Origin of the sequence: uncultured Metabacillus sp., from assembly GCF_947503125.1 — a bacterium.
Classification (GTDB): Bacteria; Bacillota; Bacilli; order Bacillales; family Bacillaceae; genus Metabacillus.
In genome coordinates this window covers 1-15779 of sequence record NZ_CANNCR010000072.1, presented here as the reverse complement: position 1 = coordinate 15779, position 15779 = coordinate 1, and the positions used below count along the sequence as shown (strand labels likewise).

14 protein-coding genes and 1 pseudogene are annotated in these 15779 nt (G+C 38.7%); 2 read left to right on the top strand and 13 right to left on the bottom strand.

What is annotated here, in order from left to right:
* Nucleotides 1-174: 174 nt before the first annotated feature.
* The 13 genes from Q1B07_RS23655 to Q1B07_RS23595 all read right to left on the bottom strand — a co-directional run bounded on the left by Q1B07_RS23655 (nt 175) and on the right by Q1B07_RS23595 (nt 12571).
* A complete protein-coding gene (locus Q1B07_RS23655) occupies nt 175-1551 on the bottom strand; it encodes a sugar phosphate nucleotidyltransferase (RefSeq protein ID WP_299094508.1) in 1377 nt (458 codons plus the stop codon).
* The gene (pssE, locus tag Q1B07_RS23650) at nt 1548-2033 is read right to left on the bottom strand and encodes a PssE/Cps14G family polysaccharide biosynthesis glycosyltransferase (RefSeq protein WP_299094509.1); all 486 of its coding nucleotides are present in this window, start codon (nt 2031-2033) and stop codon (nt 1548-1550) included. The genes Q1B07_RS23655 and pssE overlap by 4 nt, the downstream gene beginning before the upstream one ends.
* The gene (pssD, locus tag Q1B07_RS23645) at nt 2030-2497 is read right to left on the bottom strand and encodes a PssD/Cps14F family polysaccharide biosynthesis glycosyltransferase (RefSeq protein ID WP_299094510.1); all 468 of its coding nucleotides are present in this window, start codon (nt 2495-2497) and stop codon (nt 2030-2032) included. Before pssD ends, pssE begins: the two co-directional genes overlap by 4 nt.
* Nucleotides 2494-3474, bottom strand: a complete 981-nt coding sequence (locus Q1B07_RS23640; protein WP_299094511.1) for a glycosyltransferase — start codon at nt 3472-3474, stop codon at nt 2494-2496. Before Q1B07_RS23640 ends, pssD begins: the two co-directional genes overlap by 4 nt.
* 1 nt (nt 3475) lies before the next feature.
* Nucleotides 3476-4687, bottom strand: a complete 1212-nt coding sequence (locus Q1B07_RS23635; RefSeq protein ID WP_299094512.1) for an oligosaccharide flippase family protein — start codon at nt 4685-4687, stop codon at nt 3476-3478.
* A complete protein-coding gene (locus Q1B07_RS23630) occupies nt 4684-5634 on the bottom strand; it encodes a polysaccharide pyruvyl transferase family protein (protein WP_299094513.1) in 951 nt (316 codons plus the stop codon). Before Q1B07_RS23630 ends, Q1B07_RS23635 begins: the two co-directional genes overlap by 4 nt.
* Nucleotides 5627-7102, bottom strand: a complete 1476-nt coding sequence (locus tag Q1B07_RS23625; RefSeq protein ID WP_299833915.1) for a hypothetical protein — start codon at nt 7100-7102, stop codon at nt 5627-5629. Before Q1B07_RS23625 ends, Q1B07_RS23630 begins: the two co-directional genes overlap by 8 nt.
* Complete coding sequence (locus tag Q1B07_RS23620) at nt 7099-7770, bottom strand: sugar transferase (RefSeq protein ID WP_299094515.1); 672 nt, start codon at nt 7768-7770, stop codon at nt 7099-7101. The genes Q1B07_RS23625 and Q1B07_RS23620 overlap by 4 nt, the downstream gene beginning before the upstream one ends.
* 17 nt (nt 7771-7787) lie before the next feature.
* Complete coding sequence (gene galU / locus Q1B07_RS23615; protein ID WP_299094516.1) at nt 7788-8681, bottom strand: UTP--glucose-1-phosphate uridylyltransferase GalU; 894 nt, start codon at nt 8679-8681, stop codon at nt 7788-7790.
* Between the two features lie 16 nt (nt 8682-8697).
* A complete protein-coding gene (locus Q1B07_RS23610) occupies nt 8698-10026 on the bottom strand; it encodes a UDP-glucose/GDP-mannose dehydrogenase family protein (RefSeq protein WP_299094517.1) in 1329 nt (442 codons plus the stop codon).
* 253 nt (nt 10027-10279) lie between these two features.
* Nucleotides 10280-11044: a CpsB/CapC family capsule biosynthesis tyrosine phosphatase gene (locus Q1B07_RS23605; protein ID WP_299094518.1), complete on the bottom strand. Its 765-nt coding sequence runs from the start codon at nt 11042-11044 to the stop codon at nt 10280-10282.
* 89 nt (nt 11045-11133) lie between these two features.
* The gene (locus Q1B07_RS23600) at nt 11134-11778 is read right to left on the bottom strand and encodes a CpsD/CapB family tyrosine-protein kinase (RefSeq protein ID WP_299094521.1); all 645 of its coding nucleotides are present in this window, start codon (nt 11776-11778) and stop codon (nt 11134-11136) included.
* A gap of 46 nt (nt 11779-11824) precedes the next feature.
* The gene (locus Q1B07_RS23595; protein ID WP_299094519.1) at nt 11825-12571 is read right to left on the bottom strand and encodes a Wzz/FepE/Etk N-terminal domain-containing protein; all 747 of its coding nucleotides are present in this window, start codon (nt 12569-12571) and stop codon (nt 11825-11827) included.
* Between the two features lie 1125 nt (nt 12572-13696).
* Here Q1B07_RS23595 and istA point away from each other — a divergent pair.
* Complete coding sequence (gene istA, locus Q1B07_RS23590; RefSeq protein WP_299094520.1) at nt 13697-15199, top strand: IS21 family transposase; 1503 nt, start codon at nt 13697-13699, stop codon at nt 15197-15199.
* Nucleotides 15199-15684, top strand: a pseudogene (locus tag Q1B07_RS23585) (ATP-binding protein); the annotation flags it as partial. The gene istA and the pseudogene Q1B07_RS23585, both read left to right, overlap by 1 nt.
* Nucleotides 15685-15779 lie beyond the last annotated feature (95 nt).

The following is a 15779-nucleotide window of genomic DNA, read 5'->3' as shown; positions in this document are numbered from 1 at the left end:
GCGGACACCTCGTACTATACCAAGAGGGCTCTTTTTGTTTCAATCCTCAAATTTCTTCATTACAGGAATGGCTCCTTTTAAAAACAACTTGCTTGTGAAGCGTCCAACTATTTTATAAACAAAGGAAAAAGCGCTTAGAGCGCTTCAAGATACAATTTTTTATAGAATTTGAGTTTAATTAGAAGGAGCATAACAAAGCTCTTCAATCTCATTCCAGTTCATTATCACTCGGACGATATCCTCTTCGATGAGCTCGCTGCCGCTTTGCACTTCAATCAGCTCTAGATCTGTTACTGCCTTAAGCGCATGATACTCACCTTTGTTAATTTGAATGACATCATTCGGTCTGACCACGCTCATCTTGCCATTCAACACAAGGACACCTTCTCCTTTGACAATTGTCCATACCTCACTTCGTTGATGATGAAACTGATAGCTAAGATTTTTACCGGCTTTTACACCGATTCGCTTTGTCAGAACTTCGTTTCCGCCGTCAAACTTACTATGGTCAAGGACTTTATACCAGCCCCAGCGACGTTCTTCATACATCGGACGATCAACTAGATTGGATACCACTTCTTTTACGCGAGGGCTTGCGCTTTTTTCAGTAACCAATATTCCATCAGGACTTGCCGCTACCACGACATTTGATAATCCCATGACAGCGACCGGAATATCCAATTCATTAATTAAATGCGTGTTTTCACATTCCTGGCTAATTTGGCCTTTTCCGATTAACCCAGCTGCCATTTCTTCTGTCAACGTATTCCATGTCCCTAAATCCTTCCAATATCCATCATAAGGAAGAACGACAATCTTCTCAGCCTTTTCAACAACCTCATAATCAAAGCTGATCTTTGGCAATTCCCCATAGCCCGCCAGCAATTCATCATAATTGGTTGGAAGACCTTTCTCTTTAAGAAGGTTGATGATATATTCCAGTTTAAAAGAAAACACTCCGCAATTCCAAAGCGCTCCAGCTTCTATTAACTCTTTCGCATGACTCTCTTTTGGCTTTTCGACAAAGCGATTGACAACTTGATAATCGCTCGTTTTTGGATCAGGATCAGGAACAATGTACCCATATTTTTCAGATGGGAAGGTCGGCTGAACACCCATTAACGCAATGTTAGCATGGCTAGCTTTTAATGCACCTTCCATATCAAGCATTCTTTCAAAAAACGAGGTTTCAACAAAAGGGTCAACTGGTAAAACCGATACGACTTCATCTAATGAAGCCTTTTTCACACTATGCAGATAGGAAGCAGCAAGGACTATGGCTGGAAACGTATCTCTTCTCACAGGCTCAATCACTAAATCAGCCGCATTATTCAGCTGGCTTTGAATCATATCAACTTGGGATTTGCTCGTCGCAATAATCGTTGAATCTGCCAGACCAACTGTATTTAACTGCCCCCAAACTCGTTGCACCATTGATTCTAATTGCTGCTGTTCATTTTTCAATACCTTTAAAAATTGTTTGGACCTTGCATTATTTGAAAGCGGCCATAATCGGCTTCCGCTCCCGCCGGATAATAGAATCAATTTCATGCATATTCACCAACCTGTTTGATATAGTGTGCAATATCATTTAATAGATCACGCTTATTGCTGATATATTTATTAAACGTTTGTGTTTTCAAGCCTTCAATTTTATCGATGATATGTTCATCCTCTTTTAAAACGGTAAGGTAGCCTTTTTCCTCAAAGGTTAAGCAAATATCAAGCTGATGGTCATCAACATGCTCTTTAAATTTAGCTAAGCGCGGAACAGCGATAACCTTCTTTTGCGCTTCAAGCGATTTAATAATACTGGAAGTGCCTCCATGGGTAATCACAATGTCAGCCTCTTTGATGTAATTAACAAACAGCTCGCTGTCCATAAAGCTTTGGGAAAGAACCCCGCTCAGATCACATTTTGTGTAGCCATTTTGAATCACGATGTCGCCTTTATATGTTTTTCTAAGTTCCTTCACCTGATCAACAATCCGATTTAATGGAAATCTTTGCGTTCCTAATGTAATAAATATCAATATAATCTTCCTTTATAAACGGTATTTGGTATTTTATGTGATAGTTCATTCCACTGAACATAAAATCGATTGGCGAATTTGCTGCTGATTTTACCTGTTATCGTCAGATTGTTGATTTTGGCAAGACTCTCAATATAAATGACTTTCGTTCCGAATAATTTAGCCAGGACAATCACCGGCAATGTGGCGCCTGCCCCTGTGCTTAGCAAAAAGTCAGGCTTTACTTTTCGTAAAACGTTAAAGGCTGTAAAGATGTTTTTGATAAACTTAAAGATAAAATACTTATCCTTGCGATCCTGTTGAACAAAATAAAACACATCTTTCACATTTAAAAATTTATTCTCAAAAGGGCTTTTCTCAATTAAGACGTAGCGCTCTGTCTCTTTTCCAACATTTAATTCGTTAACTAAAACTTTTAATTGCTCCAAATGCCCGCCCGTAGAAGAGGTAAATAGAATTTTCATAGATTATATTCTCCTCTCAACTGTAATAATTTCACGTTCCACATATTGATTTTTTCTTGTCGAACTTCACTTAATTCTTGCGTCAGCTTTTTATAATCGTCTAAATATTGCTTAATGCTGACACTCATTTGTTCAGGCTTGTTATCCGTAAAAATAAAGCCATTTGGATACAGCTTCCTTAAGGTATTCGTATCAGAGAGAATAACCGGTCTTCCAAAGGACAAGCTTTCCGTCGAGACACTTAATTGAATATTTTCATTCTTTGTTAAGCCCATTACGACATCAGCATGCAAGAACAAATATTTGTATTCCTCTGCGCTTATGAAGCCGGAGAATGTAATATTGTTTGGAATATCTGTATCACCTAATAGCTTGAAGGCTTTATTTTTATTCCCTGTTAAAATTAAATGAAGATCAGGGTTCTTTTTGGCTAATTCCACCAGTTCAAAAATCGGTTCATCCGGGTTGTATGAACAAGGAATCAGGACATTTGTTTTGTCTTCTTTCAAGAAATCCGAATGGTTTAAACCTAAAATTGTCGTTCGATGTTTTTCTGCCGGCGGATCAGGCAGCACTTCGATTAACTTCGTCGTTAGCTTGCCTGAACTCGTGATTTCCTTGAAATAATCCTCGTTATGCACAATAATGAGATCTGAATATTTATTCATGATCTTCCAGATAAAAGGCAGCTTCCCCCAGCTCCCCCTTGTTGCGCCATTATGCATATCAAGAATGATTTTCGCTCTTTTATTAAACATCTTAATAAAAGGAAGCAGATAGATAATTAAATTAGGAGGAAGCTGGATAATAAACGTGTCAGATTTGGATTTCAACATAATCTTCAAGGACGTGATAAGACTAGACATATACCGAACAAGTATTGATTGATCCGAATGTATATAATGGATATTACAATCTAGATAGCTTGCTAATCGTTCCGCTCTAGATTGATATTTTCCCCATATGATAAACTCCATATTAGATGCTCCTTAATTTTTTTATTGTTCTCGACACCAAGAGTGAAAATCTTATTAAAATAAATAGTTCAACGATATAGAAAGAAACAATGGCGCCTAGTACGCCCCATAAATAAATAAATAGGAAGCCGATAATGATCGAAATAATGGCTGCGTATCGTTGAATAATTGATTTTTGCTCAACTGTATCTTCATTGATTAATAAGGATCCAAATCCATTGATTAAAATTCGGATTGGAACAAAAAAGATCATGATGGAAAAATAAATACTTGCGTCTAGCAAATCATCTCCATATGCCAGATGAATAATCTCCTGCCCAAAATAACTAATCAGTGAAATTGGGATGATCGATAACAGAGCTAACATGATCGTCGTTTTTCTGAACGCCGCAAAATAGTCATAGCGATAGTTTTGGTGAATCTTTGGAAGCATATAGGTTTGAAAATAAAGCAGCAGAAAAACACTTGCCACATTCATGAAATTAAAAACCGCTGAATAATAGGCCGCTTCTGTATCCATTTGCAAAAGACCGAAAAGGATTATATTCACCTGAAAATAAATTTGATAATAGATGCTCGCCCCTGCGTATGGCACCGTAAATGAAAAAGCCGATTTCACATCGGTTATAACCGAATCCTCGTAGTTGTTCTTTTTTTGCTTCAGATCCCTAAATGAAACAATCGAAATATAAATCGAAAGAAGCGATAAAGCACCAGCTAACATTAAAAAATCCAAACCTTTAAAAGGTAAAAAGATTAATAGAACAGCTGCCAACAATCTTGCAAACTGCTGGTAAAATCGTAATAAGCTCAAAGAGACCATTTGATCATTGATCTGAAAAACAGCTTCTGTAACAGGCGTAAAGATCCTTGTTACCAATAAAACAATCGAAAAGATCAAGAGAATAAAGGTTATATCATCAACAACAGCAAAAAAGAAAAGACTAAAGATGCATATAGAAATCGAGCTTGTTAGCATCAGCAACGTAAAAATAGGCTTGATCGATTGTGTAAGATTAAATTTGTTATAGATTCTAAGAAGATTGGGACCAATCCCGAACGAACCGATCGTTCCGAAAATAATAATCGCGGTTAAAATGACATTTAAGGTCCCAAACTCCTCAACCGTTACGTTCTTTGCCAGAATGACCTGATAGAAAAACCCTGATAGTACTGACAATAGCTGAAATAAATAGAGAAAAATCAGCTTCATGAAAATAACACTACTTTGACATGCTGACTGCGAACTTCATCGACATAATACTTAATTTTCGGTGAGTAATTTAGGGCTTCACATGGAATCGTTGCCTCTTCAGCAATGACCGCAACATGCAATCTTGACGTAAAGACAAAGCTTGATTCACAAACCACTTTCATCTTTTCATTCATGTCCGTACTCTTGTTGTAGATTACTTCCAAGTCTGTTTTTTTCACCAGCAAATCATAGAGAGTTTGATTAATGCCGGCGTCAAAATAAGAATCGACATCAAACATCACGATTTTCTTCAAGCCTTTTTCATTCGCTAGCTTTAAAATGTAATCAACCACATAATTGGGGTCATTCCATTCCTTGCAGTCATACCTCTTTAAATCTCTCCATCCCAATGCTAAGTACGGCTCCTTGCGATTCACTTGGAATTTTTCCTTTGCGATAATGTCCCCGATCGACTTAATCGCTAAGTCATCTTCCTTCACAATTCGCTTCTTATCATTGGTGAATTTTTTGGCCCTGTTAAAGGATTGTTCATCTCTAACTGTGATTTCATCAGCAATCGATAATAATAGTTTCGTTTTGAAAATCCGTGATTTACGCTTTAAATTTCCAATCCCAATTGCTTTATATTTCACCTTTTTCCCTAATAGCTTTGCCATGACCATGTATTTAAAAAAGCCGTCGCCATCCTCATCAGTAAAGCAGGTGCCGCCGCCAAAGATGACTTCTTTTGATTCCAAAATAAAGCGAAGCGCGAAGGTGATTTTGGCAAATTTCCCATCAGGCCATGTTAAAAACGTGATGTTCTTGTCTTGTCCTGGCAGGGGATTATCTTTAAATTGAATCACCGTTCTTTTTTCACTCGTATTAGTTTCCAATAACGTCTTCAGCATTAAATCATCGCCGAGATTTAACATGCCGTAATAGCCTAAGTATGTTTTACTCATTTTGCTCACCCTCATCGTATCGAAGTTGATACGCTAAAATTAAAATGATTGTCATGAAATACATGTTTTGATTATGGTACATCGCCCAGCCGAACATGCAATAAATAAAGGAAATGCCGATCGTCACGAACAGGGTAAATGCCAGCAATCGCTGCTTTCCTAAGCGGATGCTATTAATCAAAATCGCTATTATATAAACAAAAAAGATCGCGATGCTTAAGAAATGCAGGATACCACCCTCAACAAGCATAAGCAGAAAGAAGTTATGCACCGGATGCTCATAGGCAAAGCCTGTACCTCGTGAGGAGATTACATCAGTATAAGCATTTAAACCTGTACCAAAAATCATATTCTTGGCTGATTCACCGAAAATAGAGAGTGCCATCACATTTAAATCGCTTCGGTAAAAAATTTGGTAAATAAAATCGCTATTAAGAAACCGTTCAACAATCCCCAGCTTAGACAAGGCATAGAAAAAGATGCCTGAAACAGGGATGATGGAAAATAACACAATCAACACACTCGATTTTTTAAACCGTTTCTGTCCGATTACATGAAACAGAAACAACATTCCGATCGCAAAAAGCGTAATAAAGAGCGAGGTTCGCGATGCTGTAAGAATGATTAACACCATCGTTAAAAGGAATAAGATGAACCTCATTTTTTTAAACGCATATTTCCTGTCCGAAAGAAAGAAATACATCTGCAATGGAATGGTGAGCGAGAGAAACAGGCCCATAATCCCTGGATGGGAAAGAGTTCCGCTCACGCCTTTTTCAGATTCATCGATGAGAGATGTTGCCCGAAATGGCTCATAGCTTTCCCCTAAGATACGAAATCCTGCATAGCTGTCGGTTACAAACTGGATGAGACTGATGACCATTTCCACAGGGATGAGAACCATCAGCCCATAGATCATATAGGTCAAATTCAATGTCAGGCGGTTCCTTATCAGGATGAATGCTAAAAAGAATAAACAAATATACCGCAACAAAACATATAATGAAGCGAAGGTATTTTCGGATAAGAAGGTAGAGAGCAGTGCCGTCCCAAAGAAAAAGATCCATAAAACAGTCATCATAAATGAATCATTCTGTTTTTCAATTGTTGGCTTCTCCGGTTTGGCAATATAAGTCCATGCAAGGATCGTAAAAATGATCAGCTGAAAGTGGTTAACCACAACAGCTGCTCGTAACCCTCCTACATGTGTGCCCCCAAATCCGAGACCTTCTGCGATAATTGGATACTCGATATTAAAAGCGAGTGTCGCAAAAAGCAAACCGTATAGAAAGGTTTTCTTTTTCGACACTATAAAAACAAGTAACATCACTAAGGATACAACGCTTAGCATGAGAAAATATTTCTCTAGTTGCAGCTTATTAAGTACGACCACAAGGAAATAAATAACAGGTATGATCAATACATATAAGAAATTGTAAAGCTTGCGATTCGCATAAACATTCATCAATATGCATTTCCTTTTATTAATGTAATAACAGTCATAAAGACGATCTTAATATCAAAGAGAATGGATCTCTTTTTAATATAGGTAAGGTCTAATTCCACCATTTCCTCAAAACCAACGCTGTTTCTAACCGTAGCCTGCCATAAGCCTGTACAACCTGGCTTTACTAGCAGCCGTTGTTTGTGATAATCGTTATATTCTGCTACCTCTCTTGGCAGCGGGGGACGAGGCCCCACCAAGCTCATGCTGCCATTTAACACATTAAAAAATTGAGGCAATTCATCAATGGAGGTTTTCCTAATGATTTTCCCGACCTTTGTAATCCTAGGATCATCCTTCATCTTAAACATGGCGCCCTCTACTTCATTTTGTGCCAGCAGCTTTTCCAGCCGCGCTTCTGCATCATGCACCATCGAACGGAACTTATACATTTTAAATTCCTTCCCATTAAGTCCTACTCTTGCTTGTGAAAAGAAGACCTTCCCTTTCGGATCTTCAAGCTTAATTAAGAGTGCGACGAGAAGAAACAGCGGAAGGCAAATGATAAGACCGATAACTGAACCGACGATATCAATCAATCTCTTCCATCTTTCATAGGATTGCGTGCTTGCTAATGTTTTTTTAATCGATGGATCAATATATGAAATAGCTGTTGCTGAAGACTCCCTCATTGTTTATCCACCTCTTCTTACACTTCTTGCTTACGGAATTTGCTTTCTTCCAGAAGCTTTTCCATAAAATTGAAGATCTCTTCACCCAGCTCATCATTATTCAGCGCAAATTCAATCGTTGTCTTCACAAATCCCATCTTCTCGCCGACATCATAGCGAATTCCTTCAAAATCAAATGCATAGACATGTTGAATTTTATTTAATTCTTGTATCGCATCTGTCAATTGGATTTCTCCGCCGGCACCTAATTCCTGCTTCTCTAAAAAGCTGAAGATGTCAGGAGTCAGGATATAGCGTCCCATGATCGCAAGATTTGATGGCGCAGTACCAGGAGCAGGCTTTTCAATAAAGTTATTGACTTGATAACGTCGTCCTTCAATAACTTTAGGATCAACAATCCCATAGCGATGAGTTTGGTTATCTGCCACTGTTTGAACGCCAATGACTGAAGAGTTCGTGTTTTCATATTCATCCATCAACTGCTTCAAGCACGGCGTATCACTCACAACAATATCGTCTCCCAGAAGGACAGCAAATGGTTCATTGCCAATAAATTGTTTTGCACACAATACAGCATGGCCTAAGCCTTTTGGTTCCTTTTGACGGATATAGTGAATGTTTGCTAGATTGCTGGAATGCTGGACTTTCTCAAGCAAGTCTGTTTTGCCTTTTTCAGATAAGTTCCGTTCAAGCTCCGGTGCCACATCAAAATGATCTTCAATCGCGCGTTTTCCCTTGCCTGTCACGATGATAATATCCTCAATCCCTGAAGCAATCGCTTCTTCGACGATGTATTGAATCGTTGGTTTATCTAAAATCGGAAGCATTTCCTTTGGCATTGCTTTCGTTGCTGGTAAGAATCGAGTTCCTAGTCCTGCTGCTGGAATAATGGCTTTTCTCACTTTTGTCATGTTAAATTCCTCCTATTTATTCAACACTTAGTAAATGTAAAGAGTTAATAGACGGTCTACCCATTGAGTAATATTCAACTTCATAGTTTTTGATTATTGAAAGGTCATAGCAATTACGACCGTCAAAAATAACAGGAGTTTTCATCAATTCCTTAAATACTCCAATATCAAGATCTTTGAATTCATTCCATTCCGTTAAGATTAATGCCGCATCAGCCCCTTGCAAGGCTTCGATCGCACTAGAAACATAGTTGATGTTGGGATCTAAAACTTTTTTGGCATTGTCCATTGCAACAGGATCATAAGCAACCACCTCTGCTCCTTTTACAAGCAATTCTTTCGTAATGACGATGGACGGTGCTTCTCTCATGTCATCTGTGTTAGGCTTAAAGGCCAATCCTAATACTGCAATTCTCTTTCCTTCTAATTGATCGAAGCGACTTTTTAGCTTTTCAAAAAGAATTTCCTGCTGCCTTTGATTGACGCGAATGACGCCCTTTAATAACTCAAAGTCATATTTAACATTGCCGGCAATTTGCACAAGCGCCTTTGTATCCTTCGGAAAACAGGAGCCTCCATAACCGATCCCGGCATTTAAAAATTGCGAGCCAATTCGTCCATCCTGGCCCATTCCATTGGCAACATCCTCAACATTTGCGCCAAGCTTTTCGCAAATATTGGAAATCTCGTTGATGAAACTGATCTTTGTCGCAAGAAATGCATTGGCCGCATATTTAATCATTTCGGCACTGCGAATATCTGTTTTCATGATCGGAATACCAAATGGTTTATTAATTTCCTCGATCATTGCGGCTGCTGCTTCATTTTCAGCGCCAACAACGATTCTGTCTCCATTAAACGAATCATAGATGGCAGATCCTTCTCGTAAAAACTCTGGGTTTGATACGACATCTACTTTTACCGGATGAACAAGATGCTGTTCAATCACTGATTTGATCCAATCATTTGTGCCAACCGGTACGGTGCTTTTCGTGACAACAACGACATCTTTTTTCACATGTGCCGCAATATCCTTTGCTACCTGCTCAACAAATGTAAGATTAGCTGAACCATCCGCTTTTTCCGGAGTACCTACAGCAATATAGATAACATCTGCCTCATGAAAGCCTTCATCATGATTGGTTGTAAAGAACAGACGGTTTTCTTGAATATTTTTTTTCATCAATTCGTCAAGACCCGGTTCATAAATGGGAGAGATTCCTTCACGCATTTTATTTACTTTGACCTGATCAATATCGATACATGTTACATGATGACCAATCTCAGATAAGCATGTACCCGTCACTAACCCAACATAACCAGTTCCAACTACGGCAATTTTCATATTCGTTCACCTTTTTCTAAAGTTATTAATTTTTAAGAGGTATTCACAGAAAAGAATTGACACAAGATTCTTCAACAAATTCAGGCAGTCTAACCAATGATCATGTCCATTTCCAAAGTATATTCCCTCACAACAATTCAGAATATTCAGACATCATTCGACACAAACCTGCTGTTTTGCACGTGATATTTGCAAATATCAGGAGTCATTGTTTTTAAACATAACCTGGCAGCTAAATGTGACTCCTATTTTATTAGAAGAGCCCTAAAAATTTTTTCTGCCTGATTTTACTTGGTTCTTGTCTGTACACCACCTGCCCTTGTGTAAGAAGTTCAGCATTTTCTTGAAAGTAGTAAACGGCTTGGCTGCCAAATTCTTTTTCAATTTTGGAAATCGATTCCACCATCTTAAAGCTTCTTGTGGAAATATTATGGGCATCAGAAGAAATAAAGTGTGTCAAATTCGCTTCAATCAATTTCATAGAAAACCTTTGAATGTTCTTTCCGAAATGCCCGGTAACACTCCCTGCTGTTACCTGTGTCAGAGAGCCTTTTTTGACTAAATTCAGCAACAGATCAGGATTCTCCATCACTTCTGCATTTCTCTCAGGATGAACAATAATCGGTGTCAAACCTTTCATTTGAATATCGAACAACAGCTTTTCCGTATACCTCGGGACATGCCCGGAAGGCAGTTCGATAAATAAATAATTTGTTTGATTGAGTGGAAGAATATCGCCCTTTTCAAAATCCTCCAGCAATTCACCATAGATGCGCGTCTCCTGTCCTGGTAAAACCTCTAACGGGATCTTCTCTTTTTGAAATAAATGATTAAGCTCATCTACCCTCTTTAAAATATCCTGTTTATTATTCCGATATTTACCATTCTGATGATGAGGAGTTGCAATGATCTTGGTGATTCCTTCTTCCACCGCCAGCTTCGCCATATTGATCGCATCTTGTTCAGAATGGGCTCCATCATCCACTCCGGGTAAAATATGACTATGAATATCGATCATTATACTTCCCTCCAAGGAAAATTACTTATTTCATTCATTTCCCTATACGATGCCGCAAAAGGGCAATTTCGAGATTAAAGCAGAAGGAACTATTTTCCACCGTAGTAATAATAATACTGACTGTCCTGAGCCTTCTTGTTGTTTAAAACGACTCCGAGTATTTTCGCTTTCGCACTGTGAAGAAGCTCCTTTGCTTTCTTCGCAGCATCCACTTCTGTTTTTCCCGAACTAACAACCAATACCACACCATCAGTAAGATTTGACAAGACTTGGGCATCTGTTACAGCTAATACAGGCGGTGAATCCAGAATGATCACATCAAATTCCTGTTTAACCTCCGCAAGCATCGACTGCATCCCTTTTGACCCGAGAAGTTCTGACGGATTTGGCGGGACGGGACCGCTTGTTAAGACAAAGAGATTTTCTTGTGAAGTTGTTTGAATGGCTTCACCAAGCGTTTCTTGTTTTGTTAAGACATTTGATAAACCTATATAATTCTCTTTATTGAAGGTGTAATGGACGGTTGGTTTGCGTAAATCCGCATCAATCATTAACACCTTTTTCCCCTGTTGGGCAAAGACAACAGCCAGATTCGCCGTTGTTGTTGACTTTCCTTCAGCTGGCCCAGCGGACGTGACAATGATGGTTTTTACCTCTTCATCAACACTTGAAAATTGTATATTCGTTCGGATCGTCCGAAATTGCTCAGCAATCGGTGATTTCGGATTTGTCATAGAAATTAAACTTCTGTTTTGTAATTTAAATGCTTTATTTTTGTCTTTACGAGCCAACTGACTCACCTCGCGTTCTGATTACCGCTGATTGGCTAACCATTTTAGCTGATTCCCCATCCGTATTAATCACCGTTACCGCACCTAATACTGGAAGGCCTAGCTGTTTTTCAATATCCTGTTCTGATTTAATCGTGTTATCTAAATACTCAAGGAAAAATGCCAGTCCGACTCCAAGCATTACCCCTACCACTAAGGCAATGGCCATGTTGAGAATTGGTTTAGGCTTGACTGGTGACAAATCTTCACCAAGCTGTGCTTGAGTTAAAATACTTACGTTATCAACGTTCATAATCTTCGTAATTTCTGTCTTGAAAATAGCGGCTATGGAATTCGCAATAGCTGCAGCTTGCTGCGGATCCTCATGCTGAACCGCAATATTAACAACTTGTGAATTTTCTTCACTTGAAACTGTCACGATTTCGTTTAGTTCCTCAGCAGTCATCGGTAACGTCTCTTGTGCAATAACTTTTTCTAAAATAGCTGGACTCTTGATAATGACGTTATACGTATTAATGAGCTGTAGATTCGTTTGAACCTCATTAGGACTATACACTTGCTGATCAGTTTTTGCTTGATTGACGAGAAGCTGTGTTGATGACTCATAAACCGGTGTGAGCAGAAAATAACTAACAACACCACTCGTTGAAGTCGCAATTGCTGCAATAAGTAGAATGAGTAAGAGACGTTTCTTGAGTGTCAGAAACAGCTCCTTCAAGCTGATTGTTTCTTCCATGATAACCTCCATCGTTTTAATCAATTACGTTCTAGCAATAGCTGCTAAACAAAAAAATTGTCGAACAGATCTTACTATTGTTACATAATGTGACGTAATTAGGAATATTTCTCAATTACTCCACCTTACGTGACTTATTCTACCATTTTTTTTGGCGATTTCTTTGGGTCATTACGACCAATTTCATTTCCCGATCCTTTCGGGACTGAATTTGCCCCGGTATAAAGGGGAGGGACTAATTGCATAAAAACGTTATTCCAATCAACGCTTTAATCCCCCACTAATTGTAAGCGTTGCCTATTCAACGCTTACAATTTCGGGAAATATCCGTAGGTAGGCAGTATTTCCAGCGTTTTTGGGCACCTGCTTCATAAACATTCATAAAGACAAGTTCTTTTCGAGATGTCATACTATATTAGACAAACACCATCCAAAATTTAGCTGTTGCCTTTTACAAACATAGTCTATTGGTGATAATTTAGTTACGTTTAGGTAGTACTAATGGTTCGAATTTTATAGGCGGTATTTACTACTCGTCAAACATTTCTTCCAATTTTTTGAATGTTAAATTTGAGTAAAGTCTTGTAAAATATCTGATTATTTTAACAATTTTCATTAGAATTTGATCATGTGGGATTTTATTCATTGGATGTTAGAAAATGGGATGGGTAGAAGGATTTAGGAAAGAGATATGGCTATTTGTCTAGGGAGGATCCCTCTGAATACAATCTACTTAAATAATCAAAAGAAATGAGGAGAGAAAATGGATATAGGGAAAAGACTGAAAGAAATAAGAATAAGCAAGGGGTTGCCATTAACAGTTTTCATAAGTTAGAACAAGGGAAGTACAAATCCTTTAAATGTGAACATTTAGTCATTTTATCGAATTATTATCAAGTTTCCCCATTGTACCTATTGGGATTAGATGAAGAAGCAAATCATATTGAACCAAAATGGATCGTGCTCATTCAAAAATTGTTTATGGCATCATAAAAATGTAGGTTATGGCACCTAATTTGTGTTGGTCCCTGGGGGTTAAACAAATAAAAAAACCACTTGTCAACATTCCCAAATACACATACACTTCCTGTTGGATACAAAGCAGTGCAGGAGGTATTAAAGGAGATGTTGGCAGTGGCCGAGATTAATTATATCAGACATGAGGTTAACAATAAAGACTGTACATATTCAGATGTAGCAAAAAGAACTGGAAGAGATCCAAGAACGATCAAGAAGTATGCAGAAATGGAGGACTTCAACCAAAAGCCAAAGACAAAGCAAACAAGGGTAGCTCCGGTATTAGGGCCTGTAAAAGCAATCCTGGATGAATGGATTAAGGAGGACATGAAAAAGAAAAAGAAGTTTCGTAGAACCGCCAAGAGGATGTGGAATTTGTTACAAGATAACCATGGCTTTAAAGGCTCTGATCGCACGGTTCGGGAGTATGTTGCCAAGAGAAAAGCAGAGTTCCTCAATGAGGTAGATGAGGCTGCACTTCCACTAGAGTCGGTACCAGGAACAGCCCAGGTGGATTTCGGGGAAGCTCCATTTGTTTACGGAGGAGAAGATATCGTTTTGCCATACCTTGTGGTTTCCTTCCCATTCAGTAATGCATTTTATTTTCAAGTCTTCCCTTCTCAAAACAAAGAGTGCTTTCTCGAGGGGATGAAAAGGGTCTTCCACCATATGGGAGGAGTACCAAAAGCTATACGATTCGACAACCTATCACCTGCCGTTAAGAAAATACTGCCGAATGGCGAACGGCAATTAACAGAAGAATTCCAGAACTTCGTTCTACATTACGGTTTCGAATGTGAATTCTGCAATCCCAATAGCGGAAACGAGAAAGGTCACGTTGAGTCAATGGTCAAGTATGTCCGGAATAACTTTCTCTTACCGGGGTTGCATATTATCAATCTAGACGATTTGAATAAAGGGCTATGGGGCAAGGCGGAGAAAGACCGCGAAAGGAAGCATTACCAAAAGGAATGGACGATTTCAGAGCTATTCGAGGAGGATCGGGCAGTATTCCTCCTGTTGCCGCCTAAAGCATATGAATGTGTAAGGTACGAGACCCTAAAGGCCGATAAATACGGTTATATCAAGTTGGATCTTAACCTGTATTCGACTTCGCCAAGATATGCGCTAGGCAAGGTCCTAGTGAAAATCTCATATAACAAAGTGGAAATTTTGAACGATGACCAACAACTCGTTGTCAGCCATTCCCGACTGTATGGCCAATACAGAAAGTCCATGAAATGGCAGCCATATCTGAATTTGATGGCCAAACGGCCTACGGCACTTAAATATACCGGTTTCTATGATCAGCTTCCGGAAGAATGGAAAAGTTATTTTGGTGCTTGTACAGTTGCCGAAAAGCCAGAAGCACTGAAACTATTATCGATAATCTTAAAGGACCACGATTTCAGTGTCATTACGAAAGCGCTGGTCATTGCCTCGGAACATGGGCATCCCTCCGTGGATGCCATTAAACAAGTATTCTATCAACTTATTAACGGACGTGGGATCCGTAGTGATATTAAGCCGAACATTTCGCTACCAAAACTACCAGAAGCGACGCGTGGCCTCGATCATTATGACCAACTCCATAAAGGAGGAGACGCATAATGAATGAGCAAATTAAAACCTATGCAAAGCGATTGAAGCTGAGCTGGATTAAGGAACATTTTCATGAAGTGGAAGGTTCAAATAATCAAGAGTATTTATTCAAGCTCTTTGAAGCAGAAATCCAGCAGCGTGAAGAGCGTAAGGTTAACCTCTTGTTAAACCAGGCTACGCTTCCAAAAGTGAAGGGAAAGCCGTTTGATTGGAGCGAAGTTCAGATTCCAGCAGGAATGACAAAGGATTATCTGTTGAATGGAGAGTTCATAGAAAAGCAGGAGAATAATATTTTCTATGGAGGAGTAGGAGCAGGTAAGACCTACCTCGCCACGTTGATTGGTTTGAATGCCATACATAAGTTTGGCAAGTCCGTAAAGTTCTATACAGTTGCAGGATTGGTAAATAGGCTTCTTGAAGCAAATGAAAAAGGAACTTTACCGAAATTGTTTAAGCAAATAGAAAAGCTAGATTTATTAATCCTCGACGAATTATGCAAAGCTTCACATAACTCATCTTATGGAAAGTTAATTATTATGTAAAGTTAAGTGCTAAAAAGCTTTATTTCCCTTCTTTTTTTAACATTCAA

Excerpts from the sequence above, each read along its gene's own strand:
- Q1B07_RS23655 (WP_299094508.1), bottom strand. The coding sequence starts at position 1,551 with ATGAAATTGATTCTATTATCCGGCGGGAGCGGAAGCCGATTATGGCCG.
- Q1B07_RS23630 (WP_299094513.1), bottom strand. The coding sequence starts at position 5,634 with ATGAGTAAAACATACTTAGGCTATTACGGCATGTTAAATCTCGGCGAT.
- Q1B07_RS23640 (WP_299094511.1), bottom strand. The coding sequence starts at position 3,474 with ATGGAGTTTATCATATGGGGAAAATATCAATCTAGAGCGGAACGATTA.
- istA (WP_299094520.1), top strand. The coding sequence starts at position 13,697 with ATGTTGGCAGTGGCCGAGATTAATTATATCAGACATGAGGTTAACAAT.
- galU (WP_299094516.1), bottom strand. The coding sequence starts at position 8,681 with ATGACAAAAGTGAGAAAAGCCATTATTCCAGCAGCAGGACTAGGAACT.
- Q1B07_RS23595 (WP_299094519.1), bottom strand. The coding sequence starts at position 12,571 with ATGGAAGAAACAATCAGCTTGAAGGAGCTGTTTCTGACACTCAAGAAA.
- Q1B07_RS23610 (WP_299094517.1), bottom strand. The coding sequence starts at position 10,026 with ATGAAAATTGCCGTAGTTGGAACTGGTTATGTTGGGTTAGTGACGGGT.
- Q1B07_RS23620 (WP_299094515.1), bottom strand. The coding sequence starts at position 7,770 with ATGAGGGAGTCTTCAGCAACAGCTATTTCATATATTGATCCATCGATT.
- Q1B07_RS23605 (WP_299094518.1), bottom strand. The coding sequence starts at position 11,044 with ATGATCGATATTCATAGTCATATTTTACCCGGAGTGGATGATGGAGCC.
- Q1B07_RS23635 (WP_299094512.1), bottom strand. The coding sequence starts at position 4,687 with ATGAAGCTGATTTTTCTCTATTTATTTCAGCTATTGTCAGTACTATCA.
- pssD (WP_299094510.1), bottom strand. The coding sequence starts at position 2,497 with ATGAAAATTCTATTTACCTCTTCTACGGGCGGGCATTTGGAGCAATTA.
- Q1B07_RS23600 (WP_299094521.1), bottom strand. The coding sequence starts at position 11,778 with ATGACAAATCCGAAATCACCGATTGCTGAGCAATTTCGGACGATCCGA.